Here is a 25,478-nt window from a genome sequence, read left to right on the forward strand (position 1 = left end):
CGTCACCTGCGAGCTAGCACGGGGCCGGCGGGTACGCACGCCGAAGTCGGGTCGTTCCTTCAGACATGGTTGCGGAACGCTCTGGCGTCTTGCGCCGCCGCAGCCGAAACCCGGGACGGAATGCTGGAAAGGGATGGCGGCAATGCGCAACGCCTACGTCGCAGGTTTCGAAGCGACCTCGGACGATCTGATCGAGGTCCTCCGGGAGGCCGGCAGGGACGTCGGGTTCGACGAAGCCGACGCGCTGTTCGAGACGCACGTCGCGCCGCGGCTGGCGGAGGTCGGCGCCCGCGCGGTCGACGGAGGCGATGATCTCGAAGCCCAGACGGGCGCGGCCCGGCTGGCGATCGGAGAGATCCTGAAGGAGGCGGGCGTTCCGGCGGACGCGCCCCGACCCTGACGCCTCAGGCGACCCTCGCCTCGAGGGCGGGATTGCGGACCACGTAGCCGCGCCCCCAGACCGTCTCGATCCAGTTCTGGCCGCCGGAGGCGTTGGCGAGCTTCTTGCGCAGCTTGCAGATGAAGACGTCGATGATCTTCAGCTCGGGCTCGTCCATGCCCCCGTAGAGGTGGTTGAGGAACATCTCCTTGGTCAGCGTCGTGCCCTGGCGGAGCATCAGGAGTTCCAGCATCTGGTACTCCTTGCCCGTCACGTGCACCCTGTTCCCGGAGACCTCCACGGTCTTGGCATCCAGGTTGACGCTCAGGTCGCCCACCGTGACGACGGACTGGGCATGCCCCTTCGAGCGCCGCACGATCGCGTTGATGCGGGCGACGAGCTCGTCCTTGTGGAACGGTTTCACGACGTAGTCGTCGGCGCCCTGCCCGAGGCCTTTGACCTTGTCCTCGATGCCGCCCATGCCGGAGAGGATGAGGACCGGCGTCTCGACCCTCGCGACGCGGATCCGCCGGAGCACGTCGTAGCCGGTCATGTCGGGCAGGCCGAGATCCAGCAGAATGATGTCGTAGTCGTAGAGCTTGGCGAGATCGACCCCTTCCTCGCCCGTGTCGGTGGTGTAGGGGACGATCGACTCCGACCGGAGCATGAGTTCGATGCTTTGGGCGACGTTCGGGTCGTCCTCGATCAGAAGCGCCCGCATCCTCGTCTCCGGTGGTCGGCGTAGCGGACGTATGCACGTCCGAGTGACCACAGGGTAAAGCGGACCGGTTAACCGTCGGTTGCCCGGCCGGGCCGCGGGATCGGCTACGGACGAAACCGCCGGCGGAGCGACGGCTTCGGCGGGCGGCCCGGTCCGGAGGCGGCGGGTGCCGGCATCGCCTTGGACTGCGGCGCGCGCGCGGACTTGATCTCGCCCGCGAGCGCGGCGGCGGCCCGTCGACGCGAGAGGACGAGATCCTCCGTTTCCCTGATCGAGTTCTTTCGGATCGACACGCCGTCGGCGGAGAGCCGGGAGAAGACGCGGCCGAGTTCCGTCGACGCGAGCAGGGGAGAGACCGTGCAGCGGATGTCGATGGCGGTGCCCGAATGCGCGTCCGCGAGGCGGGGAAGATCCGTCGCGGTGGCATCCTCGACGGATCTGGCCAGAAGCGCCTCCACCGCGGCGCCCGTCTCGCCGGGGACGAGGTGGAGGCCGACGATCTCGACCGCGTAGGAGAACCGGCCCCGGCCCGCCACGAGCCTTCGTTCGACCACCGCCATTCCGGCCGGCGCCACGAGGTGGGCCTCCAGCCCCCGTCCCACGATGTGGACCGTGCGGGCGAACAGGGGATCGGCCCGCAGGGTGACCGCGCCGGCGAGATCGGGCCTGCCGCACAGGCAGAGCAGATCGGCCGCGGCGTCCTCCTCGACCGTCACGCGATGCCATTCGGTTCGGGGGACCCGCTCGCCGTCGACGAGCTTGTGCCAGCCCGGCTCGTCGGCGGCACCGAGCGCGTCCTCGTCCGGCGCGGGCCAGAAGAGGTCGGCGGTCGAGGAGATCAACCCGAAGGGACTGGCGGGCAGGTCCTCGCGAGCCAGCATCTCGCGCCCGAACTTCCCGAGGTCGGCTCCCGACAGCACCGTGGCCTGCACGATGCACAGGGCGATCTCCTCGATCATCCTGGCCACGACCGCCGCACGCCCACGATGGTCGAGGTCCGCCGAGAGCGCGGCGGCCGCGGAGCGCAGCGCTTCGGGCGAGGCGGCGGTCTCGGCGGAGAAGAGCGTCTTCACCGCTCCCAGAGCGCCCTCCGGACCGTCGTCGGGGGCCGCCCTGAGGGCCTGCAGCGAGAGCAGGACGACCGTCAGTGCGGGCCACGCCGGATGGCGGGGCCTGGAGAACAACCCGTGCAGGACGCGACGCAGTTCGGGCAAGGCCGCCGCGACCAGGGCGACTTGCTCGGGCGTGCCGGCGGCCGCGATGGCGCCCCTGGCCATGTCGACCCCCATGTCGGACAGGAGCGCGGGCGACATCGAGACTTCGTCGACGAGGGCGCGACCGAGTTCCGCGAAGCCCCCTTCCCGCGCCAGTGCGACGAGATCCCCGGCATGTCCGGGGCGGAGCGGCATCCAGCCGCGCGAGATGCCGAACGCGGCAGCCACGTCGTCCTCCGACGGGGCCGGTCGGCTGCCCAGGACGGCTCCCAGACGCAGGGACACCGCCATCGCCTTGGATGGATCGCAGGGAAGGGAATAGCACTTCGAGACCGCCTCCGCGGCGGCCTGGACGTTCCAGGTCCCCGGGTTGGCCTCCCAATCCTCGCGGCCGAACCCGGCGGCGAAGACCCTGTCGATCCTGGACTTCATCGGGGCCATGCCGAGGACGGCGGCCGCCGCTTCGCGCAGCGCGGTCTCCGCTCCCTCGCGGGACGGACCCGTCTGGATGCTGGTCGAGGTCTCCACTGGGGCTCCCGCTTCGGCCTGCGGGTAGGGGGGGCGGAGGGGGATCCTCCGACCGGACCGCCGGATCGTCCCCGTCGCGACGGGAGGCTCGGCGCTGTATCTCCGCAGAGCCGGGAAGTTGTTCGTGACGCCCGTCCAAGTCAAGCGGCGAGGAGCTCCTACCGCGGAAGGGCGGGGGTCAACGGTTGGCCGCCCGCACGTACGCCTCGACCGCCGCGAAATGCGGGAGGACGGCGAAGAGATGCTTGACCGGATAGATCGCGGCCTCCGCGCGGATCGGTCCGGATACTGCCGCGATGGGAAGCCACGGCATCGCCCGTGCCGCATCGGCGTCGACGGCACCCACGAAGGACGACGAGGTCAACCGGCTGGTGGACGGCGACAGGGCCAGGAGAGCGGCGAAGACCGCGGCCATGGAAAGCCCGATCCGCAGATGCCGGCCGCGCCGCGAGCGTCCCGCGTTCCCCGGCAGCCGCTGCGCGCGCAGGATCAGGGCGTAGTTCGAAAATTTGAAGACGTGGACCAGGATGCCGAGGAGCGAGAGGAAAAGAGCGACCGGAGGAACCAGGGAAGCCCGGAAGACGTCGCGTCCCAGGGATCCGTTCGTCCGCCCGTCGGCGAACGAGGCGGGATCGCCCACGTAGGCGGCCGAGAGCTTGCGCTGCACGGACTCCGACACCGGACGGTAGACGTTCTTCTCGAATGCGGCGCCCCGAGCGTCGACGGGCAGCATGGGCGTCGAGGCGTCGAGACCGAGAAGCGACTTCATCTTCGCCTGCACGGGCCCCTGGGACGCGAACCGCTCGAACGTGTCGATGTCGCGCGGCAGCGCGCCCTCCGTCCCGAGGGCATCCCGCACCTTGGCGTCGAAGGCGGCCTCGGCGGGCGCGACGGCCTCGCCGAGGACCGCGCGCTTGAAATCGCCTTCGGAGCGCGGATCCTGATCGTCGCCGAGCTTCAGGCCCTTGTAGGCGAGCTTGGCCCGCAGGTTGCGGACTTCCGAGGGCGTGAAGCGCATCGTCTGCTCGGAGACCTTCAGCATGAACTCGCGCCACTCGTTCCAGCGTGCGTCCGCCTGCCTCTCTGCCGGCCCCAGCGCCGCCGTGCGGGCGGCGAGGCCGTCCCGATAGGCGCCGTACGCCTTGCGCAGTTCGACGAGGGCGGGCTCGAACTCCCTCTCCCGGAACCGAGCGGGACCGCCCAGCCGCTCCTCGACGTCGCGCCGCAGGAGTTCGCGAAAGCCCGGAGCCACGGATGCGAGCGCGTGGGGCGCCGCGATGCCGACGAGCGGAGCGGCGGCGGCGAACGCCTTCCACTCGGGACGCGCCAGGGAATCGGCCTCCAGGACCAAGCCGTCGATCCGCGGCTTGGCCGAGAACAGCTCCGTACGCAGGAGCTGCGCGTTGGCGGCGCGCTGCCGGGCGCTCGGCGAGGAAGCGGCGACGACGCCCTCGACGGCATGCCAGACGGCTTGGTGCGCCACGGGAACGACGAGGACGGCCGTCGCGACCAGAGCGAGGACGGTCCGACGCAGATCCGCCAGACCAGCGACGTAGCGGTCGAACAACCACCCCCAGACTACGATGAGGACCGCGAGTGCGGTGAAGATCCGGCCGGTCCATTCCAACCGGTCGACCTGCTCGCGGGTGGCGGCGGAGCCGACCACGTCGAGCACGAGGGAGCCGAAAGGAATCTCGAAGAGGAGGTAGAGGCCGGTGGCCGCCATCATCGCGAGGCAGGCGGTTCTCTGCCTCTCGACGGCTCCCCCGCGGGCTGCGGGCAGAACGGCGGCGGCTTGCGGGCCGAAGCCCCGGAGCTGGGGGGATGCGCTCAGGATCGTCATGGCCCGATCCTACGGCGGCGCCTTTTTAGGTCGGGTGTCGGCGAAACCGAAAATTCTACGGTTCCAACACCGGTTTCAGACGTTCCCGCCCGCCCATCCGAACGAACGCCGACAGAAGGCCCTTGCGGGCGTTGTCGTTGACGGCCCGAAGCGGCGGGATGCGTCCACCGATCCGCACGACTCTGCGGACGATCCTTCTCCGCCGCCGGCGGTCGGCGGCCCGCGAGCACGCGGCACCGATCAGCACGCCCCCGATCGCGGCCACGGGGAGAAGCATCTCGAAGATCATCGTCGTGTCCGGTTTTTGGGAGAAGCGACGCGGACCGAGGAGACCGCGCCGGTTCCTTCGCGGCAGGTGGTGCCCTGCATGGGCAGCGCGAACCCCGGCCGGTCCCGGCTCGGTGGGTGGCGCTCCGGCAGACGGGCCGCCATGCACCGAGCCGTCAGGCCGCCTGAGCGACGCGGCCTCCGTAGGAGAACGCGACCGCGCCGTCGGCCGCGGCGACGACGTCGCGTATCGCGGCGACGAGGTCCACGACGTCGATGCCGCCGCACACGAGCGGACCCTCGAACGGCTTGCCGCCGAGCGACCCGACCACGCCGCCGGCTCCGACGTGCAGGTCGACGACGAAGCGGCGGTTGTTGCGGTCGAAGACCGTGAAGTCGGCAGCGCCGTCGGCGTCGAGGCAGATGCGGGCGAAGTCGCCGTCCGCCAGCCGGACCCCGTAGAGACGCGATCCGTCGGCTGTGCCCTCGAGGCTCGGCCGAAGCGTCACTACGCCGGACGCGATCTCGCGCATCGCGGCGTGGAGGACGGCATGATCGATCGGGTTGACGATCATCGTGGGAAGTCTCCTGAGGGACGGGCGGTTGTCGGACCCGTTCCTTCGATCATGCCTTCGATCCCGGCATCTTGGAAGTGGCTTCGAAGGGGCGCGCCACGCCGCCGCGTTCACGGCGAGGGCGAAGGCGACGTGGCGTGCGCGACGAGGCGGTTCCATTCGGGCTCATCCGTCTCCAGGCCCGCCCCGCCAGCGGCCAGCGCGTGGGAGACCTCGTCGAGAACGGCCTCGCGGGTGTCGTCGGAGAGGTCCGGCCAGTGGGCTATGACGAGATCGACCGTCGAGCCGACGACGTGCGTGCCCCGCCCGACCGCATGGCGGACGTTCGCGAGGACGAGGGCGTCCAGCTGGCCCGCGGCCGGAGCGGCGTCCTGGGCGAGCACGGCGGCCGCGATGTCCTTCACGATCTGCGCCCGCTCGGGCGTGCCCGCCGTCGCAAGCGCCGCGAGCAGATCCTTCTGCTCGGGCGACAGGGTCCCGGCTAGCCGTCGGGCGGCGTTCAGGACGAGGTCGTAGGTGAGTTGATCGCCGGCGGCGGCCAGGGGATGCCGGAGCGGCCTGCGCTCGGCCGCGATCCTCTCGAGATCGGGCTCCCACGCACCGCCGAAGTCGTCTGTGACCTCGGCGTGGGCCGAGCCGTCGACGACTTGGTCCATCACCATGTGGAGGGCTTGCTCCATGTTGGTGGCGATCGTGTCGCCGGTGAACTGGATGTGGAACTGCTTCTCGGGCGGCTGCACGATACGATCTCCTCAGGCCGTGGGAGCGCCGTCGGACGGCGTGCTGCAGGTGTGGACGATGTCCCGGCGGACGGCCTCGACGTCGAAGAGGGCCTGCCCGAGCGCCTTGTCGACTTCGGTGACGTCGTCGTCGCCGAGTGCCGAGAGTTCCCGCCAGAGGAATTCGAACAGCCCGTCGCCCGTGCGGTGCTCCTCGACCGCCTTCGCGACCTCCGCCTCGTCGTCGGGGTCGAGGGGGAGGAGATCGACGTTCGGGTAGCTCTCGAGCAGCCGCTTCTGATACTTGTTGGCCTCGGCCATCGACGTCCGTTCCTTCGGTTCGCGCCGTGCGCCGGCGGGAGCTGCGACGGGACGTTCGGGGACGCTTCCGCAAATGTCGAGGTCGGCGGAAGGGCGATGCGGGAGGCTGCCATGGACGGTGAAGCGGGAGACGGAATGCGTGCCGCGACGGCCGCGGCGCTTCTGCGGCTCCATCGCGGTCTCGATGCCGAATGGCGTCGTCGGCGCATATCCGACGAGGCCTACCGGTTCGGCACGCGACGGGCACGGGATCTCTACCAGGCCGCCCGCAGCCCCGTGCGGGACGACGACGCGCTGCTGACGGAGATCGGGCAGATCATGCCCGCCCTCCTTGCGCTGCCGCGGCCGCCTTCGCCGGAGCTTCCTCCGCTTCCCGCCGGGCAGGTGGCCGTGGGGGAAGTCGTCGCGCTGCTGCGGCGGATCTTGGCAGGTTCGGCCGAGCCCGCGATGGTCGCGCCGCCGCTCGCCTGGAAGCAGCTCTACCACTCCGTCGGCGAATTGCGCGCCGACGGCTGGCTCCTGCGGCTGTTCGTTCGCGACGGAGGACTGAGCTATTGCCAGGGGGTCGTAGCTCCGGACGGCCGCCGGGCGGAGCACGAGGAGATGGACGGGCGGGAAGGCGAGCCCGTCGGGCTTCTCGAAGACGACGAGCAGGAACGCCTATGCGCTCTCGTCGATCGGCTCGACGCGGATCCGGACGCCACGCGGGAGGCGCTGCGGGGTGCGCGGGCCGACACGCCCTTGGAGCGCGAGATGCTGCGCGCCCGCCTCTCGGCGTGGCTCGCCCTGATGGGCGCGTCGGCCGAGGGCGGCCGATGCCGGCCCGAAGAGCAACTCGAACGGCTCCGGACGGGCGACGCGCGTCGGCTCGGCGCGGTCGATCTCGAGTTCCTCTGGGAGGTCGAGGAAATCCTGGCCCGGACGCCTCCCGCCAAGCCGTAGCCGCCGGTTCGGCAGGCCGGGGTCGGCGTCGGTGCGAGGCTCGACGCGGGCTTGTCCAATGCGCCGCGATCCGTTCTCCTGCAGCAGCCCTCCCGAGCGACTGCCTCGATGAAGATCATCACGGTTCCCGCCCCACCCGCGGCCGTCTTCGTCGACGAAGCCGTTCATCCCTGGCGAGGTCGGCTCTGGGCGCACCTCTTCTCGCCGGACTTGGAGGCTCTCCACGCGTTCGCGGACCGGTTGGGATTGCGACGCGACTGGTTCCAGCGCCCGCCGCGGGCGAGCTGGCCTCATTACGACGTCACGGCAGCCAAGAGAGCGCAGGCGATCAGGCTGGGGGCCCTGGCGGCCGACCGGCCGACTACGCTTGAGGTGGCATGGCTCCTCCAAGGCGCCCTGACACCCGCCCGGGAGGCGCGTCTGGCGGCCTACAGGGCCTCGCCGCCATCGGTCTCCGCAGCGTCCGTGCCTGCCGCCGCCCCAGTCCCCGAACAGATCGGCTTTCCGGGGTTCTGAAGGGGGAGCGAGCGTCGACGTGCCCCGTATCGGCCGCGGGGCGTGATTTTCAACCGGATTTCAACCGGAACTTGCATTCTTCGGGATGCCCTGGGGCGGGCGGGGTTGTGCGCGACTCAACGGGTGCTATCTCGGAGCCGCCCGACAGGAAGGCGCTGGTCGCCAACCGTTTCAGGAGAGGAACGAAGCAATGGCCAAAACCGCAGCAGCCTCCAAGAAGGCGGAGACCCCGAAGGCAGCCAAGGCCGAGGCCGGCGCCAAGCCGAACGCCCTGCAGAAGCCTCTGAAGCCCTCGGCGGAACTCGGCGCCATCGTCGGCACCGATCCGTTGCCCCGCGGCGAGGTGGTCAGCAAAGTCTGGGACTACATCAAGAAGCACAACCTCCAGAACCCGGAGAACAAGCGCGAGATCGTCGCCGACGACAAGCTCAAGAAGGTCTTCGGCAAGGACAAGTGCACGATGTTCGAGATGAACAAGCATCTCGCAGCGCATCTTTCCGCCTGAGAAGTGCAGCCCTCGGAGACGTGGCATCCGAGGACACCTTCCATGAGGTAAGTCGAATCAGACGGGATCGAGCATGACGTGCAAGTTCGATCCCCCGGATGCGTTCGCCCGATCCAGGGGTCGCGAGACCGACAACTCGCCCCTGGTCCCCGTGGTCGGGACTTCCGTATGAGCCAACGGACAGCCGTCGAACTGGCGAGCATGCCGCAGATCTCAGGCGGGCGGACAGGGCGCCGGAACGGCCGGGCGCATCCACCTGGCCCCGTCTCTACGTCAGCATCGCATCCCGAACCGAGATCGCCCCGTTCCGCACCGCTCCGGCTCCTCGACCATCGGCACGTTTCGACTCGGCACGAGAGTACGTCGCACGAGGAACGGCCATGCTTGTGGTGGCGTCATCGGAGATCCCTGAAACCGCGGCCTTCGAGGTAGGAGGCTGGGCAGTATGGCTGCCTGGATGATCGGCGGGACGGGGGTACGTGGTAGTCACGAATGTCCTTTGAGAGGCTGCCATCATCCAATTACACCTCTTGCCCCAAGGTTCAGGTCTCAGGCTAAACCCGCAGATGGAACGTGCAGGGCGAATTTCCGAGTGGTAACACTCTTTGACTGGTGATTTAGATCGATAGAGGGAGTAGGCATTGCCACTGGAAGCGGAGCCGGGCGGCGAAGTCGTTTTACCCCAGCAAGTGCGGGCGACATGGATCGCACTGAACGAAATACGACCGTTTGTGAGGCCTGCGCTGAAGGCTATTGATGATTTGAGGGAGAAAGGATTTCCCCCTGAGACAAAGGAAGAATTTCAGGCGCTGCACGCCGCAGTAAGTCGGCTCGACAATCGCCTGGAGATGAATGCTCTTTTGGAAGCGCCAGCGAGTCACCAAGTCATAGTTGCCGATTTTTCATTGCTGGAGTCGATAGCTGCGGCAACTAGATTGCCCTTTTTGGTAAAGATCGCTCTACGGAGGCATGAAACTAGGCAAAAAGCCAAACTCCAAAAAATGCTGGATCTTGAAGCCGCTGTGAAGACGCAAATGGCAGTCAATGCCGTAGACTTGGTGGTTCAGAAATCCAAATCGCTTGAAATAAAAGTTAGGCGTCATCCAAAATTCGATACGCCAACTTTCAAGTGCATTTCCGATAACGTTAAATGCATGGATGGTTATGGCAGTAGATCAGCCATATACAAAGGTTTTTGCGCTTTGGCATTTGGCGCGTGCATTGCTAAGCAACTCATACCATTCACGAAGGGGTGAGCTTGATACATGCCGCGGCAATTCGGACGGTGAAATGACTGGGGTCCTATGATGCCCTCGCTAGACGACCGCGTCACATGTGCATTCTCCAGCCGACCAAGAAGCAGATCCGCAGTTTCGAAGCCCATCGCGCCCTGAAGCCGCGGGCGAGTTCCGCACCATGCCTGATGGTCACGGCTTGCAGGTGGCGATCGTCCCGATTCACGTCGCAGACCTGCGCGACGTGCCGTGTGGTGGGCGCGACAACCCGATGGAGCCAAGCTCCCTTCGTCTGCGTCAGCTGTGGCCGCACCGCACACGCCGTCATCAACGCGTCGGTCAACATCACGCGGCGGTGGAACACGCCGTTGCAGGAAGTGGAGGGTTTGCATCGGCATACCCGCGGAGCGTCGACTGGACGAGGTCTTGCGATCTCCGAAGGTCCTCGTTGCTCACGGCAGGGAAGATGTTGAGAACCATCGAAGGAATGGACCGTTGACGCGCCGGCCTCCGGGTCCGATGCTGTCGGGATGAGGGATTCCCAGATGGCCGTCCAGAGCAGAAGCGACGAACAGAACCGCGCCCTCCTGACGCGGCTCAAGCCCGAGCACGAGACCCTTCGGCGCGCCCACATCCGTTCGGAGGCGGATGCGGAGCGCGCCGCCGCGGAACTCGCCCGGCTCGAGGCTGAAATCCTCGACAAGTACGGCACCACCGACGTCGACGCGCTCCAGAGCCGCATCGAGGCCGGGTGGCGGCGCAACACCGAAGCCGTGGACGCCTACCAAGCCGAGCTGGTCCGCGTCCGCGACGCCGCCGCACGGCTCGAGGCCGAGGACAGGGCGATCGAAGCGATCCTGAGGCAGCCGGGCACCCGCATCGCCGATCTGGGCAGGCTCCTCGACGAGCGCCTCGGCGCCGTATCCGCGCTCGTGGACGACGTCGCCGGAGCGGCCTGAGGCATGCACGCGACGTCCGAACCGGGCGGGCTCTCCGAGCTGCTGCGGACCTGCGCCCGCCTGTGCGCGCGCCGCGACGAACTCGTCGCCCTCGAGGCGGCGACCTGCGGGGAGGTGGCGCTCGCCAAGGGACGCCAGCTGATGCGTCCCGGCATCGAGAGTTTCATCGAGCGGCTGCAGGCCGATGCGCATCGGCGCAACGTCGGCAGCTACGAGGCGCTCCTGTCGCTGATCGCCCGCGAGGTCGTCCCGACCGCGGGGGAGGTCGGGCTCGAGCTCGGCGTGAAGCGCTCCCTGCCCGCCCTCGACATCTTCGTGCGCAAGCCGGAGGGCGGCCGTTCCGACATCTACGAGGATCAGGGCGGCGCCCTGACGAACGCGGTCTCCACGGGGCTGCGCCTGATCGCGGCGGTCAAGTCGGGACGGCGCAAGATCGTCGTGTTCGACGAGACCGACTGCTGGATCAAGCCGGAGCGCGTCCGGAGCTACCTGGAGGTCGTCCACCAGACGGCCCGCGAGCTCTCGCTCCAGACCATCCTGATCTCGCACCACGATCCGGCGTTCCTGCCCGAAGGCGTCCACTTGGCCCGCGTCGAGGGCATCCCCGACAGTCCCGAGGGCGTCCGGATCGAGAACGATCCGCGCCGGCACGCCTGGACCGACGACGAGCCCGGCATGCGCTACATCCGCATGCGGAACGTGCAGTCCCACGTCGACGCGGTGTTGCACCTCTGCCCCGGAGTCACCGGCGTCTGCGGCGACAACAACCTCGGCAAGAGCATCGTGAACCGCGCGTTGCGCGCGGTCTTCCACGGCGAGGGTCGGGAGGGCCTCGTGCGCGATCGGGGGGCCGCGGAGGCCGTGGTCGAGATCGGTCTCGAGCACGGCCGGATCCTGCGGTACGTCCGGCGTCTCAAGGGCAACCCGATCCAGTGCTGGACGCTCCTGGAGCCCGACGGCACCGTCCACGAAGGATGCGACGCAGGCGGCCGCGACGTTCCGGCGTGGGTGGCCGAGAAGGTCGGAATCGCGGACGACGAGCATCATTTCCAGCGCCAGAAGCTCCCTACCTTCCTCCTCGACCGCGGGCCGGCGGACCGGGCCTCCGTCCTCTCGATCGGACGCGAGAGCGAACTCATCCGGGTCATGCAGGACCTCCAGAAGGCGGACGTGACGGCCGACGCCCGGACGGTGCGGGAGGGCGAGCGCACGGTCGCCGCGCTCCGCGAGCGCATCGCGAGGCTCTCGTCCGCACTGGCGCTGGAGGTGGACTGCGCCGCGCTGGTCGGCCGTGCCGAAGCCGTGCAGCGGGAGGCCGAGACGCTCCGCGGGATGGAGCGGGACGCCGCTGCCCTCGTGGCCGCACGAACCAGGTCGGCGGTCCGCTCGGCCGCCGTGGCGGTCCACGCCCGTCTGCCGGAAGCCGACGCGGCGGATGAGGCCCTCGCCGCCCTCGCCGAGACCGCGGCCTGCGACGAAGCCGCGAGATCGATGGCCGGTCTGCGCGCCCGCGCATCGGCCCTGCGGGAGCGGGCGCGCCTTCTCGCGACCCTGCCCGACGACGTCCCGGCGCTGGAAGACGGAAGCGCGTGCGAGGCGCTCGTGCGCGGCATGCTGGCGGCCCGGGTGCGGGCATACCTGACGTCCGTCGGCGCCTGGGTCGGCAGCGGCCTCGCCGAGGCGCCCGAGCTGGGGACCGCGGCCGATGCCGCCGCCGACCTCGAGCGGCTGCGACAGGCCCGCCGGACCGCCCTGGCCGCCCATGAAGATCTCGCGGCGCTGCGGACGAAGCTCGTCGAGAACGAGCGCGCCTGCGCCGCCGCCATCCAGTCGCTCGGGGGACTCTGCCCGACCTGCGGCGCAGGCCTCGGGGACGCGAGCCACTTCCTGGCGCACGACATCGAAGACGCCGCATGACCGCCTGGACCGAACGACTGCCGGTGATCGATGCGGGAGGCCTGCTGTTCATCGGCGACCCCCATCTCGGCTCGACCAAGCCAGGTCGGCGCAAGGACGTCGATTACGGCGCGACGGTGCTCGGCGCCGTCGCCCAGGCGATCGCGATCGCCGACGCCCGCCGGCTCGTCCCCGTCTTCCTGGGCGACATCTACGACCGCCCGTACGTCGAGGACGAGCGCCTGAAGACGCGCCTGACCCGCATCCTGGCCGGGTGCTGGACCACGCCGGTGACCAACACGGGCAACCACGACAAGGCCAACGACATGCTGGAGGATTGCGACAGCCTCGCGCTCCTCGCGGCGGGGGGCACGATCTCGGTCGTCCGCACGAGCGGCCCGGTCTGCGTCTACCGGATCGGCGAACTCCGGGTCGGGCTCGGCGCGACGCCATACGGGCAGACCATTCCCACGGACGTCCGGGACGCCTTCCCCGAGGTGGACACCGTGGTCTGGATCACCCACCACGACGTCGCGCTGGAGGGAGCCTACCCGGGAGCGCTCGTGCCGCACGCGATCGAGGGATGCGCGCTCGTCGTCAACGGCCACATGCACCTGCGCAAGCCGCTCGTCACCTGCGGACCCACCGTCTGGTTCAACACGGGCAACATCACCCAGACCGCGGTCGACGCGCTGGACCACGTTCCGACGGTCTTCGAACTGACGGGGGACTGCGAGATCGTCCCGCACGTCCTCGATCTTCCGACCGGAACGGACCTGTTCGATCTGACCGGCCTGCAGATCGCTCCGGCGAAACCGACCGCCATCGGCGAGCCGATCGCGCGATCGGTCGTCGAGGCCGCGCCGGCGAGCGCGTTCGTCGAGCTTCTGAAGAACCAAGCAACGCTGGAGATGGGCCGGTCGGGAGACGGATCCCTGTTGCGAGAGGCCATCCAGACCCGTTTCGAGGCGGACGACGTCCCACCGGAAGTCCGGGCCGCGATCCTCTCGCTCTGGGCCCGGGCGTCGGACCAGATTGGGGCAACCGCGGGGAACTGAAGGGCGCCCGGACTACGCCCGGGGAACCGGCCCGCTCAAGGACGCGAGCCGCTCCTCCGCCGCCAGGGCGCGCGCATCCAGGCCCTGGGCCACCGTCTCGGACATCGCCGCCCTCCGGACGGCCGCGGCGTCGGCGAGTTCCGCCCGCGCGAGCGTCGTGCAGGCCCAGGCCGAGAAAGCGGCCCGCATCTCGACCGGGAATAGGCGCCGCACGTCCTCCAAGATGGCCTCCGCGGCGGCCATGTTGACCTCGGACCGGGGACGGACCTCATCCCAGCCGCCGCCCTGCGACCACCGGGCGGCGAGATGGAACGCGATCGGGCCGTCGGGGGAGGCCTTCAGGAGCGGAACGCCGACGATCGCGTCGAGGCGCACGACCGGGCCGGCCTGGATCTGCACGGTCACGGGGCCGAACTCCGTGTCGATGGCGGCTCCGAAGCCGTAGGCCGCATGTCGCGGTCCCAGAGCCTCGATCTCCTGCCGCGAGAGCCATTTCGGCGCCTGACGGGCGACGTGTTCGACGTCCCTGTCGAGATCGGGAATCGTGGGCCGATCCTCCGCCCCCCGCCCCCGCGCGGCTCCCGCCTCGAGCCTGAGGCGGCCCGCACCGAGTGCGAGCACATGGGCTTCCTCGTCCGCCAACAGGCGTCGCGCGTCCGCCAAGGCCGTGACGAGAACGGGATGTTCACGGACGTCAGGGCTGCGCCGACCGGGGGTTCCCGATCCCGCCAGCCACCAATCCACCCCGCTCTCGAAGTAGGCCGGCGTCCAGGGCGCATCGAGACCTTTGCGCGTGATGTCGAGGAGGTACGTCCCCTCGAGGCTCGCCGCGCCTTGGATGCGGCCCGGCACCCAGACGGACAGAACCGCCTCCTCCGGCGAGCGGATCATCATCCGGACGAGGTTCCTTCCGTGCCCGGGAATCTCCAGATCGGGCTCGAACCACCGGATCTCGTCGCGGCGCTTGGTCTGCATGGTGCGTCCTCCGTGGCTTCCGGGCTAACGAGGCTCGGCGCAACGCGCCAGCGCTTGTCCTTTGCAAGGAACCGCAGTGTCATCCCTCCGCCGGACGGGCGGGTTTTTCAGGAGAGCGAGATGACGGGCTACTTCCACCGGTCGGGGCTCGTCGCGCGCGAGGAGATCGAGGGGCGTGTCCGGCAACTGCTGGCGAGCGCCGAGACGGATCCGAGGCCGGCCATCCTCGACGAGATCGACGTCCTGCTCCATGCCGCCCACGTCGATCCGGCGGTGGAGACCCGGACGGGCGCGATGCCGCTGTCGCGGGCCTACCGGACCTTCCAGGGGTCCTCCGCCACGGTCTTCAAGGACGTGTTCGCCATCCCTTCCTACACCCGCTGCCGCGATGACGCGGAGGCGCTCGTGCGCGACATCGCCGGTCCCGGAACAGCCGCGGGCATCGCATCGGACGCGAGGGCCGAAGGTTGCGACGACCTGCTCGCGCTCCGCATCGTCCAGCGCTTCATGGACCCGGGGCGTCGCAACGTGCGGATCGCCCGACGCCTCGCGGCCTGAGCGGCTCGGCCATTCCTTCTTGACGGACGAGCGCATCCACTCGATCGTTCGACGGGACGAAGGAACAGTACCGCATGGCGCGCACAACTCTCACTCTGGCCGCGGCCGTCGCGGCGGCGTTCGCCGCGGCCACGGCCTCCGCGCAGAACGCGCCCGCCCCGCCGTCGGCGCAGGGCCCCGCTTCGCTCGCGCCCGCCACGTCGGCAGGTTCCGCGGAGCGGAGCGCCCGGAAGATCCGACGCCCGCAGCCTGCCGTCCCCGCCGCCGTATCCGCTCCGGCATCCCCCGATTCGATTCCGCGCGGTGCCGATGCGACGCCCCGGCGGCCGGGAGTCCCAGCCGGGGCGGCCACGCTCGCCGCCGCGCTGGCGCCGGATCTCCGCTCGTCGATCGGCGTCCAAAAGGCGATCTTCGTGCAGCGGTTCGTGGCCGAGAGCCTCTACCGGTTCGACCGCGACAACCGCAGGCTCGTCACCGCCGAGCAGCTCGCCCAGAACATCGCTCTGATGGAGAGGAACGTCCGCGAAGGCGCGGACCGGTGGTGGCGCGAGACCGACGGGGCGAAGGCCGGAAAGGTCGGCCGCGAAGATGCGCTCGCCGCGGCCGCCGAACAGTTCCGCAAGCAGACGGGCTTGGCCGCCGATCGGACCGAAACGCTCCAGCAGGCCGGCATCCGCGAAAGCTTCGAGCGCGGCGCGGCGCAGCAGTTCGCCCGCTTCGACGTCGACGGGAACGGGGTCGTCGACCGGTCCGAGGTGGATCTGCGCATCGCCGAGGAGATCGAGAGGATCGGGCGGTCGGCCCGCATCGCGAGAGCTCTCGTCGAGGACGGGACGCGCGGCCGCAAGGGCTACCTGGACCTCGACAAGGCGACGCTGGCGCTCGGAGAGGCCTTCGACGAGCTCGACGCGAACCGCGACGGTACTCTGGGGATGGAGGAGCTTCCCGCCGCGGCACGTGCGCCCGAGCCCAAGGCGCTCGCTGCCGCGAAGCCGCAACCCCAGCCCAGGACCGGCGCCGTCGCGGCCAAGCCTCCGGCCGCGATCGCCGCGGCGCCAAGCAGGCCCCCGGAGGCGCATCCGAAGACGCCGACTCCCAAGCAGGGCTCCACACCGGCCGCGTCGGCGCCCGCTCCGGATGCCCGATCCGGGGAAGCCACCGACGCGGCGGTGGCGCGTCAAGCGGTCAAGGTCCGCCCGCAGCCGAATCCGAAGCCCGCGCCCGCGGCCGCCCGGCAGCCCGGCCCCGGTCCTTCCTTCTTCTCCGAGCCGCTCCCGAAGGTGCGCGGCTACGGCGTCACCGGGGCCTCGTCGACGGAAGCCCGTTAGGCGGCGCAGGCCCCGGGGACCGGGGACGTTTCGGGCTGGGACGACAGGGCAGTCCGCAACGCGTCCGCCGAGATCCCGCCGACGACCGAGCCGTTCGGCTGCACGAGCGCCAGCAGGCGGACCTTCGCGCCTTCGCCGTCCATCTCGTAGAGCAGACGGGCGCCGCTCGCCTTGAGAACGAGCCCGTCCGGCAGTTCGCCGGGGCCGAAGTCGAGCATCGGGTCGGAAGCGACGTAGTCCCGCAGGGTGCGGATCTTCTCGCGCCGCGCCGCCGCGTCCCGACCGTTCGTCGCTTCCGCGGCGAGAGACGGGTCCGTGTCGAGCCGCAGGCGCACGAAGACGCGGAGAAAGCCGGGATCGAAGGAACGGCGACCGAAGGCGGGCGAAGGGGCGTCGCCGCACATCGCAAGCAGCGCGTCCTCGGCGGCCATGGGGCCCTTGTAGGGGCGGCGGGCGGTGAGCGCCTCGTAGACGTCGGCGATCTGGACGATCCGCGCCGCGAAGGGAATGTCCTCGCCCTTGAGCGCATGGTAGCCGTACCCGTCGTACCTTTCGTGATGGTAGCGGGCGATCACGGCATGAAGGGGAGGCGCGCCTTCGACGGAAAGGAGTGCGGCTCCGTAGGCCGCATGCAGCCGCATCTCCTCCGCCTCCGCCGGATCGAGGCGGCCGGGCTTGTAGAGGATGGCGTCGTCGATCGCGATCTTGCCGATGTCGTGCAGCCGTGCGGCCTCGTAGATTTCGGCCGCCGTTCCGGGATCCACGTTCAGCGCCCTGGCGAGGTTCCAGGCCAGGAGGGCGACCGCGTAGGCGTGGTCCGCGACCTCGGGCCGCCGAGCCGCCTCCTCACGCGCGTAGAAGGCCTCCCGCTGACGCCACGCCGGGAGGGCTGCGGCCTGCTCGATCAGGACGCGCGCCGCATGGTTCTCGATTGCGCCTGACAAGAGCCGCCCTCCGGTTGCCTGGGCATTGGAGCGGCTGTGGACGCAAGGCGCAAGCCGCGCCCCGGCCGGAGGGAGCGCCTCGGCTCCGTTCCTACGACGCCGCGCTTCCTGCGGGCGTGCTTCAGGCCGCGGGCTGCTCCGGAAGCCCGGCGTTCCGGCGCTCGCGGCCGATCTCGTCGAGCAGGAGGCCGAGGCGTTCGACTTCATCGACGGCCCCTTCCGCGACGGCTTGGTCGTGGGCTTCGACGATGTCCGCGATCTCCGCGGCGGTCATCGACGTGAGACGTTCTGCGCGCGGCGGCTGCTTCGGCCTGGGGAACTGCAAGACGATGCCCATCGGTTGGCCCTCAAATCTGCAACAGGCCGGGAGAGGCCCAGAAAAATGCCGCGGCTCCGGCCGCCGAAACGGCATCGCATGCGAGGCGCAGGCCGGGATCGCGCCTATCGCGCGGACCTCGCAGCAGCACCGTCCCGAACGCGATCCCGAAGACGGCCGCACACGGAACGGCGGCGGCGGCTGCGCCTGACAGGATCTGTCCGGCGAAAGCTCCCGTCGCGACGGCCGCAGCGGTGGCTGCCGCTTGTCCGACGAGCTCGGTATCGATCCACGTCCTCGCAACTTCCACGCAACCGACCTCCGACCGAAAGCCATCCTGCCCTAGGGGAATGAAGGAATCGTTGTCCCAATCGGGCCATGTTGACGGAACATTCCTTCGATGCGCTATTGGTTCCGCAGCGAAGGAGCGCACAGCCAGATGTCAGTCCCCATGTATCACGGTACGGTCGCTTCGAAGAAGGGCGGGCTCGTCTTCGCTCCCGCCGGAACGCCGGGCGAACTCTCGTCGGCGCGCATCGGCGACGTCGCTGCGGCGCTCGCCTCCGTGATCGACCTCGGAGGCCGCGAGATCCGCTGGTACGCCTGCGACGACTTCCGCAAACTCGGCCCCTCCGACGGACGGGTGGCGTTCCTCAACCCGCGCATGACCGACCTCCCCCGGGACGTCCTGCACCTCGCGGTCAACGTCGACCGCAAAGCCCTCAAGGCACCCTTCGAGGCGCTGGTCTGCGCGGTCGAGATCGCCGGCCGCTTCGTCGCGTTCGCCTCCGGACTCGGCGACTGCATCTCCCGTCCGGCGCTCGCCTGGGTCGCGGCCGCTGGCGCGATCGCGACGTCCCATCCCGATCTTTCCGTCCGGACCATCGCCCGCGGATCGACCAAGGGGCAGACGTCCGACGTCCAGTTCGCGCACGCCTATACGGCCACCGCCCTGAACCAGGAGTTCTCCCTGGCGGGTCTCGTGGCCGGACTGGCCGTCGCGCCCGACAAGGGGCTGAAGCGGCTCGTGGCGGACCTGGAGGCCATCAGGAAGAGCTTCGAGGTGGAGACCCTCCGGCTACCGGTCGCACCGGACGCTCTCGCGGCGCGCGTGCGCGTGGCAGCCTCGAACCTCCAGGCCGTCCCCGTCGATCTCGCGGCCTAGGAGCTCTTCGGGTCCCCGTCGAAGCGTGCGTCGCGTTCGACGGGGCCGCTCGACAGGCGTCTGAACGTCACCGGATCGATCTCGCTCACGCGGCCGCGCGTACGGATGAGCCGCGGCGCCATCATCGGATATTCCTTCGGCAGCCCGAACCGCCTGCGGTACGCCTCCGGATCCTCTCCGCGCGCGTCCGCGATGAAGCGGCCCAGGTTCCCGTGAGCCTTTCCGCCCGCGAGATCGATCACTGCGTCGGGGCTCACGCTGAGCGCCGGCGGCACGGCGGGGGCGTCGTCCGGCAGGGACGCCAGAGGCGGAGGAACGGCGACGGCACGCTTGCGCCGTGCCGCACCCTCAAGCGTCTCCGGGGCGAGCGATGCCGGAAGGGTGGCGTCGGTCTTCGCGCCGGCCGCGGGTGCGGCGGCCTCGACCGGCGCGGGAGGTTCGTCACGCTTGGCGTAGGCGGCCGCGACGACGGAGGCCCGCTCCTCGGGTGAGGCCAGGACGGCGGCGGGCGACATGGGTATGGGACCTGCGGCGCCGGCCGGCCGAGGCTCCGAAAGAGCCTTCAGCGTCCCATGCACCTCCAGGATGAGGGTTCGGAGCATCTCGGGGGGCACGTCGGATTTGGAAACGTGCGCGCGCACGAGGTCGGCCGTCAGGTCCAAGATGTCGACGTAAGGTACCCCTGATCCTGATTCCTGCATCTCGCCTGCCATTGGATGTCCCCTGGCACGCTCCGGAAGCGCGTCCAGAGTGCTTGTCGCACCGTCGCACCGATGCCGGTGCTCCGATCACTCGCGGCACCGCCAACGGTCAAGCTTCCCGCCGTCGGTAGGTCGCTCCCCATGCCGTTGGAAACTGCCGATGGTCCGCTTCGGCCGTCATGAGGTGGACGCAAAATCGCAGATCGGACCGGTCACGCAACTGGACGATCCCGAGCAGAGTGGAATGAATGACGAACCGATCGTCAACGAAGCGTGAAACCAACGCTGATTTGACTTCATCTAACGGTTAGCGCGACATGCTGCCGCAGGTTTGGAGCCGTCCAGCGGTTATCGGTGGATCGTCACGGAGATGGCGTCGGCACCGCATCCGTCGGGCGGGTCGCCCAGATCGCCTTGGTGAGCTGATCCGCGACGAAGGCCGAATGTCTCTCCGTCTCGTGCTCGCTTGGGACGAGGCGCATGAGAGTGGCACCTACTTCCGGGCCGTGCCTGCGCAGCACGGATGGTGCGGCGCCCCGCTCCGTGTCGCCCGCCTGCGCGGCAGGGCCGAAACCGTGTGCGAGGCCGCCGGTGCCCGTCATGGAGAGCCACACGTCGGCCAGCAGCTCGGAATCCACGAGAGCGCCGTGCTTCGTCCGCTGGGTCCGGTCGATGCCGAACCGCGTGCAGAGCGCGTCGAGGTTCGCCTTCGATCCGGCGGGAAGACGCCGGCGCGCCTCGACGAGCGAGTCCGTCACGCGCCCACGGTCGAGCGATGGCAGGGACAGGAGGCCGAACTCGAGATCGAAGAAGCCCAGATCGAACGGAGCGTTGTGGAAGATCGTCGGACTGTCCCCGATGAACTCCACGACGTCGGCCGCGACCGCGGCGAAGATGGGAGCATCCTTCAGCATCTCGTCGGTGATGCCGTGGATCGCGGTGGCATCCGCCGGTACCGGGCGCTCCGGGTTGACGTAGGTGTGGAAATGGCGGCCGGTGCGGAAGCCGTTCACGATCTCCACCAAGCCGATCTCGATGATGCGATCGCCGCTCCTCGGATCCGTGCCCGTGGTCTCCGTATCGCCTACGACGATCCGCTGGCTGTAGATCATACCGGCGTGCCCCTTTCAGAAGGAATGGTGATAGGATCCCGCGCCGCACCCGTCAACGAAGGAACGACCATGAGGTTCTCGACCCTTGCATGCCTCTGGGTCGGCGCATGCCTCGCCTCCTACCCGCTCGGCCAGGGAGCGGGGGCCCCCACGGGCCGCGTCGGGGATCTGGTCCGGGAACTCGCCGACGCGCGCGGCGGTCTCTCCGACGGCTGCGCATCCATGCTGCAGGACCTCGCCTCCGCTCAGATCCGCAGGTACGGCTCCTACGAGCAGCCGTCGCGGCCGCTCCACGCCCGCAAGGCGGCCGAGCGGCTCCAGGCCTACCTCGACGCCCATTGCCCGCTGGGACCGGCGCTCGCGATGCGGGCCGCGGCCCACGACGAGGCGGGGGCTTGGCGGGCGGCCGCCGGCCTGCCTCCTCTCGCGCTTGAGCCTTTCGCCGCCCCGGGCCATCCTTGAAGGAACGGAGTGACCGATGGGCGCGAGAATCAGCGAGTCCGAAGCCCGTCGGCTGGGCATCGCCTGCGCAGCCCCCGGCGCGAGGACGAAGGCGGCCGCAACCGGCCGGCGCGCCGCGCCTCCCCGGAAACCCGCCAAGGGCGGTCGGCTTCCGAATGCCCTCGCCCCTTTCCCCGAGGTCTCGTTCGCCGTCTCCCTCGAGCCGCGCCCCAAGGAACGACCCCGCACGTTCCTTCCGCCCGCCGAGCTCGCCAGGGCGTTCGCGGCCGCCCAGGGCAATCCGAGCCGCTTCCTCTCGATCGTCCGGGGCGGCGACGAGGATACACGGATCCGCCACCACACCTACACGCCGAAGCAGACTGCCGCCTTCGAGGGCGCCGTCCGGATGGCGGGAGCTGCGGCGATGCGCGGCCGCGAGCCCATCGCCGTCTCGATGGGCATCGACGCCATCCTGGCGTTCGATGGCGACGCCGGTCTCTGGCCGACGGACAACACGGACGGGGATCTGGACAACCTCGTGAAGGCCGTTCTCGACGCGGTGAACGGGGTCGTGTTCAAGGACGACCGTCTCGTGGTCGAGATGCGCCTCGCCAAGATCTGCCTGCCGGAGCCCGCCATCGCGCTGCGCGTCAGGCCCGCGGACCCGACCCTCGGAGGCCTCCTCGACCTCCTCACCCACGGAACCCGCCGGTGAACGCCTGCCTGCTCCCCGTCGCCGCCGCGGCGTTCCTGCTCGCGGGCGCGGCGCTGGCCGGCGAGGCCGTCCCGTACGACGGCGGCGAGGAGCCCGGAACCGTGGTGGTCGACACCCGCGGCCGGACGCTGCTCCTCGTCACGGGACCGGAGGACGCGATCGCGTACGACGTCGCGGTCGGGCGCCGCGACGAGCAGTGGACGGGCGTCGTCTACGTCGGCCGGAAGACCGAATGGCCCTCGTGGTCGCCCACGGCCGCGATGCGCCGCCGGGATCCGAAGCTGCCTGCTGTCGTGGCGGGCGGCTCCGGCAACCCGCTCGGGTCCAGGGCCCTCTACCTCTACGTGGACGGCAAGGACACCGCGTACCGGATTCACGGGACGAACGCGCCGGGTTCGATCGGCCGCGAAGCCTCGTCCGGCTGCATCCGCATGCGCAACGCGGACGTGGAGGATCTCTACGGGCGCGTCGACAAAGGCGCCCTCGTCGTGGTGCGCTGACCGCCGGCATCGGCTCCGCGGAACTCCGGGACGGTGCCGGCGGGTCCCGCCCGCCGGAAGGAGCGGGCCCGAGCCGAGCCTTTCGGCCCGCTCAGGCCCGCGGACCCGGGGCCGACGTCTCGGCGACGTCCGGCGGCGCGATCACGGTGCGCGCCCGTTCCACCCGTTCCTCAAGGGAAGTCGCCGACCAGCGCAGGCTCTCGACGACGCGCGCGGCGGCCTCGACGACCAGGGGGCGCACGGGGGCCGACATCTCGTTGATCTGCGAGAGAGCGTCGTCGAGGAGAGCCAGCGGCGGGGCGTGGCCGCAGCAGACGTAGGCTGCCGCGAGGTCGTGGGCGAGGTTCATGCCGCCGCCCGTCAGGGCGATGCCGACGAACTCCTCGCCGCCGATGCTGTAGCTGACGAGGCAGGTCGCTCCCCCGTGCTCCGCCATCCGCTGCGCCGCCGTCTCCTTGCTGGTCCCGTAGGCCATCTCGCAAGGCCAGACGTAGTTCATCATGGGCTGGTTGGCGTCCCGCCACTCGTCGTGCCCGCGGGTGCCCTCGAATTCCTCGATCGCAGCCTCCAGGCCCTCTTCGGTGGTCAAGTCCTCGTCGCCCTCGTAGCCGTGCTCCCGCAGAACGTCGGCCGTGGGCTTGGGATGAACGACGATGTCCTCGTAGTCGTTGTCGCTTCTGATCTTGTCCCAGTCGACGTGAATGGACGCGACGTCGCGGTGTCGGAGACCGAGGCGGGAGGCGTCGGTCGGGAGCGTGCAATCGGACATGATCGGTCTCTCGCGGGACGGGTGGGCCGGGGCGCGGACCCGAAGCTGGCGGGAAGCGGACGGCCTCCATGCCGCGGACCATAGGCGGCGGTCATGCAAGGCGCCACGACCTCACCGGCCGACGTCACCGGCCGCGGCGGGCCGGCATCCGCGAGGTCCGCGAGGCCTTGGCGGGCCTCAGATCGCCGTTCGGGGCGGCCGTGAGCTTGAGGTCGGCCTCGGCGATCAGCGCCGACGGGCCCGCCCCCAGGAAGGCTCCGAATCCGATGCGGTTCGTCGCGTAGGAGATCCGGACCCCGTTCCGGGCGCGGGTGAGCGCGACGTGCGCGAGGCGGCGTTCCTCGTCGACGCCTCCGCCGATCGGTCCGTTCCAGGCGTCGCCCGGCCGCCCCCGCATGCCCTCGTCGACGGCGCGAGGGTTGGGGAAGACGCCCGATTCCCAGCAGGGCAGGAAGACCTCGTCGAACTCGAGGCCCTTGGCGGCGTGGATCGTCGAGATCCTTACCCGGGCGCCCTCGCGCAGGCCCTCGAATTCGAGGTCCGACATCAGGGCAAGCGTCTCCAGGAACTCGTGCAGTTCGTCCGCGTCGCGGGCAGCGCGTCGCAGCATCGCCACCGTGGCGCGCCGCTCCTTCCTGTCGCCCTCGCTGCGGTCCAGGTGCTCCTCGTAGCCGGTGCGCGTCACCGCGATCTCGACGAGCCCTTCGGGCTTCGTGCCGGCGGCCCGGGCGTAGAGGAGGCGCAATCCCTCGGCCAGGGTCTCGAGCCTCTCGCGGGCCCGCTCCTCCAGATGCCCCGCCTCGGCTACGGCGAGGCAGGCCTCGTGGAACGTCCTGCCCGAGGCGGCGACGTGGCCGACGACCGCTTCGACGGCAGCCTGGCCGAGCCCGCTCGCGGGCTTGTTCGCGATCCGCCGGAAGGCGAGGTCGTCGCGGGGGCTCGTGGCGAGGCGCAGGAAGGCTACGACGTCCTTGGCCTCCTCGCGGTCCAGCGCGTTGCGGCCGCCGACCACCGCGAAGGGCACCTTCGCGCGCAGGAACGCCTCCTCGTAGGGCTTGAGCACCCAGGCGCTCCGCACGAGCACGGCGATCTTCGCCGGGTCGGCGCCGTCGGCGATCAGCTGCCGCGCGGCCTTGGCGACCCCGTGCGCCTCGGCCACCTCGGAATCGTAGGCCACGACCTGAGGAGCGGGGCCCGACCGACCCGATACGAGAGCGCCGGGACGCGCGCCCCCGTTCCAGCGCACGACCTCGTTGGCCGGCCGCAGGATCTCGTCGGTGCAGCGCCGGTTGCGGGTCAGGACATGGAGCTTCGCTCCGGCGCCCGCGATGGCCTGCATCGCTCCCGGGTAGGCCCCCTGGAAGGCCATGATGTTCTGGTTCTCGTCGCCGACCGCGAAGACGCTGTCCGCGGAGGCCGCGAGGGCTCGGGCGAAGCGGACCTGGACTGCGTTGGCGTCCTGCGCCTCGTCGACGAGGAGGTGGGCGACGGAACCCGCCTCGGCGCGGGAGATCCGGGAATCCTCCTCCAGGAGGACGAGCGCCTTCAGCACGAGATCGCCGAAATCGGCCATGTTGCGGACCTCCAGCGCGCGCTGGTAGGCGAGGTAGGTCGCCGCGAAGACCTCCTGGCTCTGATCGCGCCGTCCCCGGGCGGGGTCGGCCACCATCGAGGCGGTGAGACCCCACGACTTCCATCGGGCGATGGCCCTGGCGGCCTCGCGGACGAAGGCCGTCGTCTCGCGGCGCCGATCGCCGTCGTTCTCGGCGGAGAGCCGCTCCCAGTCCTCGTCGGAGAGAGCCGGATCGCGGTCCGGCAGCGGCACCGCCCGCAGGAGCCTCCGATCCTCGACGACGCTCCTGAGAAGCTCGGCGGCCTCGGCCTGGGGCAGGACCGTGAAGGATCGGTCCGGAAAGCCGGCATCCGAGGGGTGCCGGCGCAGGATGCGCGCGCCGATGGAATGGAACGTGCCCAGGCGCAGCGCCGCCGCCGCCGCGCCCGCGCTCGACCCGACGCGCTCCCGGATCTCGCGCGCCGCCTTGTTCGTGAAAGTCGTTCCGACGATCGACGAAGGATCGACGCCGCGCTCGCGAACGAGATGCGCGATCCGCGCGGTCAGCGTGCGGGTCTTGCCGGTGCCGGCGCCGGCCATCACGACATGGCCGCCGGCGACCGCGGCGGCGGCCGAGCGCTGCTCGGGATCCAGGTCGTCCAGAGGGGAACGAAGGAGTGAAACGAGATCCACCGGAACTCCGAAGCTGGGGCGCTATTTTCTT

29 protein-coding genes and 1 pseudogene are annotated in these 25,478 nt (G+C 70.0%); 15 read left to right on the forward strand and 15 right to left on the reverse strand.

Annotated elements, in window-relative coordinates:
• The first annotated feature begins 142 nt into the window (after window positions 1-142).
• Window positions 143-400, forward strand: a complete 258-nt coding sequence (locus tag MFF56_RS14420) for a hypothetical protein (protein WP_238230200.1) — start codon at window positions 143-145, stop codon at window positions 398-400.
• 4 nt (window positions 401-404) lie between these two features.
• Here MFF56_RS14420 and ctrA read toward each other — a convergent pair whose 3' ends face one another.
• The 7 genes from ctrA to MFF56_RS14455 all read right to left on the reverse strand — a co-directional run bounded on the left by ctrA (window position 405) and on the right by MFF56_RS14455 (window position 6,567).
• On the reverse strand, window positions 405-1,100 hold the full coding sequence (gene ctrA, locus MFF56_RS14425; protein ID WP_238230201.1) for a response regulator transcription factor CtrA: 696 nt from the start codon (window positions 1,098-1,100) through the stop codon (window positions 405-407).
• Between the two features lie 104 nt (window positions 1,101-1,204).
• Window positions 1,205-2,842 (reverse strand): hypothetical protein, encoded by a 1,638-nt coding sequence (locus tag MFF56_RS14430; protein ID WP_238230202.1) that lies wholly within the window; start codon window positions 2,840-2,842, stop codon window positions 1,205-1,207.
• 178 nt (window positions 2,843-3,020) lie between these two features.
• Entirely contained in the window at window positions 3,021-4,685 is a 1,665-nt protein-coding gene (locus tag MFF56_RS14435) for a hypothetical protein (RefSeq protein WP_238230203.1), read from the reverse strand.
• A 55-nt stretch (window positions 4,686-4,740) separates the two neighbouring features.
• Window positions 4,741-4,974 (reverse strand): hypothetical protein, encoded by a 234-nt coding sequence (locus MFF56_RS14440; RefSeq protein WP_238230204.1) that lies wholly within the window; start codon window positions 4,972-4,974, stop codon window positions 4,741-4,743.
• A 154-nt stretch (window positions 4,975-5,128) separates the two neighbouring features.
• On the reverse strand, window positions 5,129-5,527 hold the full coding sequence (locus tag MFF56_RS14445) for a hypothetical protein (RefSeq protein WP_238230205.1): 399 nt from the start codon (window positions 5,525-5,527) through the stop codon (window positions 5,129-5,131).
• Between the two features lie 110 nt (window positions 5,528-5,637).
• The gene (locus MFF56_RS14450; protein WP_238230206.1) at window positions 5,638-6,267 is read right to left on the reverse strand and encodes a hypothetical protein; all 630 of its coding nucleotides are present in this window, start codon (window positions 6,265-6,267) and stop codon (window positions 5,638-5,640) included.
• A 12-nt stretch (window positions 6,268-6,279) separates the two neighbouring features.
• Window positions 6,280-6,567 (reverse strand): hypothetical protein, encoded by a 288-nt coding sequence (locus MFF56_RS14455; protein ID WP_238230207.1) that lies wholly within the window; start codon window positions 6,565-6,567, stop codon window positions 6,280-6,282.
• A gap of 135 nt (window positions 6,568-6,702) precedes the next feature.
• On the opposite strand from MFF56_RS14455, the gene MFF56_RS14460 reads away from it, so the two are divergent.
• From MFF56_RS14460 to MFF56_RS14490, 8 genes are all read left to right on the forward strand, one after another.
• On the forward strand, window positions 6,703-7,509 hold the full coding sequence (locus MFF56_RS14460) for a DUF7693 family protein (protein WP_238230208.1): 807 nt from the start codon (window positions 6,703-6,705) through the stop codon (window positions 7,507-7,509).
• A 108-nt stretch (window positions 7,510-7,617) separates the two neighbouring features.
• Complete coding sequence (locus tag MFF56_RS14465; protein WP_238230209.1) at window positions 7,618-8,025, forward strand: DUF4031 domain-containing protein; 408 nt, start codon at window positions 7,618-7,620, stop codon at window positions 8,023-8,025.
• Between the two features lie 190 nt (window positions 8,026-8,215).
• Window positions 8,216-8,530, forward strand: coding sequence for an SWIB/MDM2 domain-containing protein (locus tag MFF56_RS14470; RefSeq protein WP_238230210.1), 315 nt, complete (start codon window positions 8,216-8,218; stop codon window positions 8,528-8,530).
• A 641-nt stretch (window positions 8,531-9,171) separates the two neighbouring features.
• Window positions 9,172-9,786: a hypothetical protein gene (locus MFF56_RS14475; protein ID WP_238230211.1), complete on the forward strand. Its 615-nt coding sequence runs from the start codon at window positions 9,172-9,174 to the stop codon at window positions 9,784-9,786.
• Between the two features lie 167 nt (window positions 9,787-9,953).
• Window positions 9,954-10,238, forward strand: coding sequence for a zinc ribbon domain-containing protein (locus MFF56_RS32295; protein ID WP_373324080.1), 285 nt, complete (start codon window positions 9,954-9,956; stop codon window positions 10,236-10,238).
• A 72-nt stretch (window positions 10,239-10,310) separates the two neighbouring features.
• Window positions 10,311-10,724: a hypothetical protein gene (locus MFF56_RS14480; RefSeq protein WP_238230212.1), complete on the forward strand. Its 414-nt coding sequence runs from the start codon at window positions 10,311-10,313 to the stop codon at window positions 10,722-10,724.
• 3 nt (window positions 10,725-10,727) lie between these two features.
• Complete coding sequence (locus tag MFF56_RS14485) at window positions 10,728-12,641, forward strand: hypothetical protein (protein ID WP_238230213.1); 1,914 nt, start codon at window positions 10,728-10,730, stop codon at window positions 12,639-12,641.
• Window positions 12,638-13,678 carry a hypothetical protein gene (locus MFF56_RS14490; RefSeq protein WP_238230214.1) on the forward strand — a complete coding sequence of 347 codons (1,041 nt, stop codon included), beginning with the start codon at window positions 12,638-12,640 and terminating at the stop codon, window positions 13,676-13,678. The genes MFF56_RS14485 and MFF56_RS14490 overlap by 4 nt, the downstream gene beginning before the upstream one ends.
• Before the next feature lie 12 nt (window positions 13,679-13,690).
• Here the strand turns inward: MFF56_RS14490 and MFF56_RS14495 are convergent, their stop codons facing one another.
• Window positions 13,691-14,653 carry a hypothetical protein gene (locus MFF56_RS14495; protein WP_238230215.1) on the reverse strand — a complete coding sequence of 321 codons (963 nt, stop codon included), beginning with the start codon at window positions 14,651-14,653 and terminating at the stop codon, window positions 13,691-13,693.
• A gap of 120 nt (window positions 14,654-14,773) precedes the next feature.
• Here MFF56_RS14495 and MFF56_RS14500 point away from each other — a divergent pair, with 120 nt between their 5' ends.
• On the forward strand, window positions 14,774-15,211 hold the full coding sequence (locus MFF56_RS14500; RefSeq protein WP_238230216.1) for a hypothetical protein: 438 nt from the start codon (window positions 14,774-14,776) through the stop codon (window positions 15,209-15,211).
• A 413-nt stretch (window positions 15,212-15,624) separates the two neighbouring features.
• The gene (locus MFF56_RS14505) at window positions 15,625-16,539 is read left to right on the forward strand and encodes an EF-hand domain-containing protein (RefSeq protein WP_238230217.1); all 915 of its coding nucleotides are present in this window, start codon (window positions 15,625-15,627) and stop codon (window positions 16,537-16,539) included.
• Here the strand turns inward: MFF56_RS14505 and MFF56_RS14510 are convergent.
• Together MFF56_RS14510 and MFF56_RS14515 are read right to left on the reverse strand one after the other, a co-directional pair.
• Window positions 16,536-17,483, reverse strand: a complete 948-nt coding sequence (locus MFF56_RS14510) for an HD-GYP domain-containing protein (RefSeq protein WP_238230218.1) — start codon at window positions 17,481-17,483, stop codon at window positions 16,536-16,538. The two genes, MFF56_RS14505 and MFF56_RS14510, sit on opposite strands and share 4 nt — an antisense overlap.
• A gap of 121 nt (window positions 17,484-17,604) precedes the next feature.
• Complete coding sequence (locus MFF56_RS14515) at window positions 17,605-17,757, reverse strand: hypothetical protein (protein ID WP_238230219.1); 153 nt, start codon at window positions 17,755-17,757, stop codon at window positions 17,605-17,607.
• Between the two features lie 481 nt (window positions 17,758-18,238).
• Here MFF56_RS14515 and MFF56_RS14520 point away from each other — a divergent pair, with 481 nt between their 5' ends.
• Window positions 18,239-18,964 carry a hypothetical protein gene (locus MFF56_RS14520; RefSeq protein WP_238230220.1) on the forward strand — a complete coding sequence of 242 codons (726 nt, stop codon included), beginning with the start codon at window positions 18,239-18,241 and terminating at the stop codon, window positions 18,962-18,964.
• On the opposite strand, the gene MFF56_RS14525 is transcribed toward MFF56_RS14520, so the two are convergent.
• The 3 genes and pseudogenes from MFF56_RS14525 to dnaQ all read right to left on the reverse strand — a co-directional run bounded on the left by MFF56_RS14525 (window position 18,961) and on the right by dnaQ (window position 20,777).
• Window positions 18,961-19,479: a MucR family transcriptional regulator gene (locus MFF56_RS14525; RefSeq protein ID WP_373324081.1), complete on the reverse strand. Its 519-nt coding sequence runs from the start codon at window positions 19,477-19,479 to the stop codon at window positions 18,961-18,963. The genes MFF56_RS14520 and MFF56_RS14525 overlap by 4 nt on opposite strands.
• A gap of 63 nt (window positions 19,480-19,542) precedes the next feature.
• Window positions 19,543-19,677, reverse strand: a pseudogene (locus tag MFF56_RS32300) (MucR family transcriptional regulator); the annotation flags it as partial.
• A gap of 350 nt (window positions 19,678-20,027) precedes the next feature.
• On the reverse strand, window positions 20,028-20,777 hold the full coding sequence (gene dnaQ, locus MFF56_RS14530; protein ID WP_238230221.1) for a DNA polymerase III subunit epsilon: 750 nt from the start codon (window positions 20,775-20,777) through the stop codon (window positions 20,028-20,030).
• 69 nt (window positions 20,778-20,846) lie between these two features.
• On the opposite strand from dnaQ, the gene MFF56_RS14535 reads away from it, so the two are divergent.
• The 3 genes from MFF56_RS14535 to MFF56_RS14545 are packed head-to-tail and all read left to right on the forward strand — an operon-like array spanning window position 20,847 to window position 22,433.
• Complete coding sequence (locus MFF56_RS14535) at window positions 20,847-21,239, forward strand: hypothetical protein (protein WP_238230222.1); 393 nt, start codon at window positions 20,847-20,849, stop codon at window positions 21,237-21,239.
• A gap of 16 nt (window positions 21,240-21,255) precedes the next feature.
• Entirely contained in the window at window positions 21,256-21,933 is a 678-nt protein-coding gene (locus MFF56_RS14540) for a RusA family crossover junction endodeoxyribonuclease (protein WP_238230223.1), read from the forward strand.
• Window positions 21,930-22,433 carry a L,D-transpeptidase gene (locus tag MFF56_RS14545; protein ID WP_238230224.1) on the forward strand — a complete coding sequence of 168 codons (504 nt, stop codon included), beginning with the start codon at window positions 21,930-21,932 and terminating at the stop codon, window positions 22,431-22,433. Before MFF56_RS14540 ends, MFF56_RS14545 begins: the two co-directional genes overlap by 4 nt.
• Before the next feature lie 91 nt (window positions 22,434-22,524).
• On the opposite strand, the gene MFF56_RS14550 is transcribed toward MFF56_RS14545, so the two are convergent.
• On the reverse strand, window positions 22,525-23,202 hold the full coding sequence (locus MFF56_RS14550) for a hypothetical protein (RefSeq protein ID WP_238230225.1): 678 nt from the start codon (window positions 23,200-23,202) through the stop codon (window positions 22,525-22,527).
• Window positions 23,203-23,326: 124 nt separating this feature from the next.
• The gene (locus MFF56_RS14555) at window positions 23,327-25,447 is read right to left on the reverse strand and encodes an ATP-dependent helicase (protein ID WP_238230226.1); all 2,121 of its coding nucleotides are present in this window, start codon (window positions 25,445-25,447) and stop codon (window positions 23,327-23,329) included.
• Window positions 25,448-25,478: the final 31 nt, after the last annotated feature.

The organism is Methylobacterium hispanicum (genome assembly GCF_022179285.1).
GTDB classification, from domain to species: domain Bacteria; phylum Pseudomonadota; class Alphaproteobacteria; order Rhizobiales; family Beijerinckiaceae; genus Methylobacterium; species Methylobacterium hispanicum.

What these genes read in the sequence shown, in the direction of transcription:
- MFF56_RS14420 (WP_238230200.1), top strand. Translation starts at nt 143, where the DNA reads ATGCGCAACGCCTACGTCGCAGGTTTCGAAGCGACCTCGGACGATCTG.
- ctrA (WP_238230201.1), bottom strand. Translation starts at nt 1,100, where the DNA reads ATGCGGGCGCTTCTGATCGAGGACGACCCGAACGTCGCCCAAAGCATC.
- MFF56_RS14435 (WP_238230203.1), bottom strand. Translation starts at nt 4,685, where the DNA reads ATGACGATCCTGAGCGCATCCCCCCAGCTCCGGGGCTTCGGCCCGCAA.
- MFF56_RS14440 (WP_238230204.1), bottom strand. Translation starts at nt 4,974, where the DNA reads ATGATCTTCGAGATGCTTCTCCCCGTGGCCGCGATCGGGGGCGTGCTG.
- MFF56_RS14445 (WP_238230205.1), bottom strand. Translation starts at nt 5,527, where the DNA reads ATGATCGTCAACCCGATCGATCATGCCGTCCTCCACGCCGCGATGCGC.
- MFF56_RS14455 (WP_238230207.1), bottom strand. Translation starts at nt 6,567, where the DNA reads ATGGCCGAGGCCAACAAGTATCAGAAGCGGCTGCTCGAGAGCTACCCG.
- MFF56_RS14460 (WP_238230208.1), top strand. Translation starts at nt 6,703, where the DNA reads ATGCGTGCCGCGACGGCCGCGGCGCTTCTGCGGCTCCATCGCGGTCTC.
- MFF56_RS14465 (WP_238230209.1), top strand. Translation starts at nt 7,618, where the DNA reads ATGAAGATCATCACGGTTCCCGCCCCACCCGCGGCCGTCTTCGTCGAC.
- MFF56_RS14470 (WP_238230210.1), top strand. Translation starts at nt 8,216, where the DNA reads ATGGCCAAAACCGCAGCAGCCTCCAAGAAGGCGGAGACCCCGAAGGCA.
- MFF56_RS32295 (WP_373324080.1), top strand. Translation starts at nt 9,954, where the DNA reads ATGGTCACGGCTTGCAGGTGGCGATCGTCCCGATTCACGTCGCAGACC.
- MFF56_RS14480 (WP_238230212.1), top strand. Translation starts at nt 10,311, where the DNA reads ATGGCCGTCCAGAGCAGAAGCGACGAACAGAACCGCGCCCTCCTGACG.
- MFF56_RS14485 (WP_238230213.1), top strand. Translation starts at nt 10,728, where the DNA reads ATGCACGCGACGTCCGAACCGGGCGGGCTCTCCGAGCTGCTGCGGACC.
- MFF56_RS14490 (WP_238230214.1), top strand. Translation starts at nt 12,638, where the DNA reads ATGACCGCCTGGACCGAACGACTGCCGGTGATCGATGCGGGAGGCCTG.
- MFF56_RS14495 (WP_238230215.1), bottom strand. Translation starts at nt 14,653, where the DNA reads ATGCAGACCAAGCGCCGCGACGAGATCCGGTGGTTCGAGCCCGATCTG.
- MFF56_RS14500 (WP_238230216.1), top strand. Translation starts at nt 14,774, where the DNA reads ATGACGGGCTACTTCCACCGGTCGGGGCTCGTCGCGCGCGAGGAGATC.
- MFF56_RS14515 (WP_238230219.1), bottom strand. Translation starts at nt 17,757, where the DNA reads ATGACCGCCGCGGAGATCGCGGACATCGTCGAAGCCCACGACCAAGCC.
- MFF56_RS14520 (WP_238230220.1), top strand. Translation starts at nt 18,239, where the DNA reads ATGTCAGTCCCCATGTATCACGGTACGGTCGCTTCGAAGAAGGGCGGG.
- MFF56_RS14525 (WP_373324081.1), bottom strand. Translation starts at nt 19,479, where the DNA reads ATGTCGCCCGCCGCCGTCCTGGCCTCACCCGAGGAGCGGGCCTCCGTC.
- dnaQ (WP_238230221.1), bottom strand. Translation starts at nt 20,777, where the DNA reads ATGATCTACAGCCAGCGGATCGTCGTAGGCGATACGGAGACCACGGGC.
- MFF56_RS14535 (WP_238230222.1), top strand. Translation starts at nt 20,847, where the DNA reads ATGAGGTTCTCGACCCTTGCATGCCTCTGGGTCGGCGCATGCCTCGCC.
- MFF56_RS14540 (WP_238230223.1), top strand. Translation starts at nt 21,256, where the DNA reads ATGGGCGCGAGAATCAGCGAGTCCGAAGCCCGTCGGCTGGGCATCGCC.
- MFF56_RS14550 (WP_238230225.1), bottom strand. Translation starts at nt 23,202, where the DNA reads ATGTCCGATTGCACGCTCCCGACCGACGCCTCCCGCCTCGGTCTCCGA.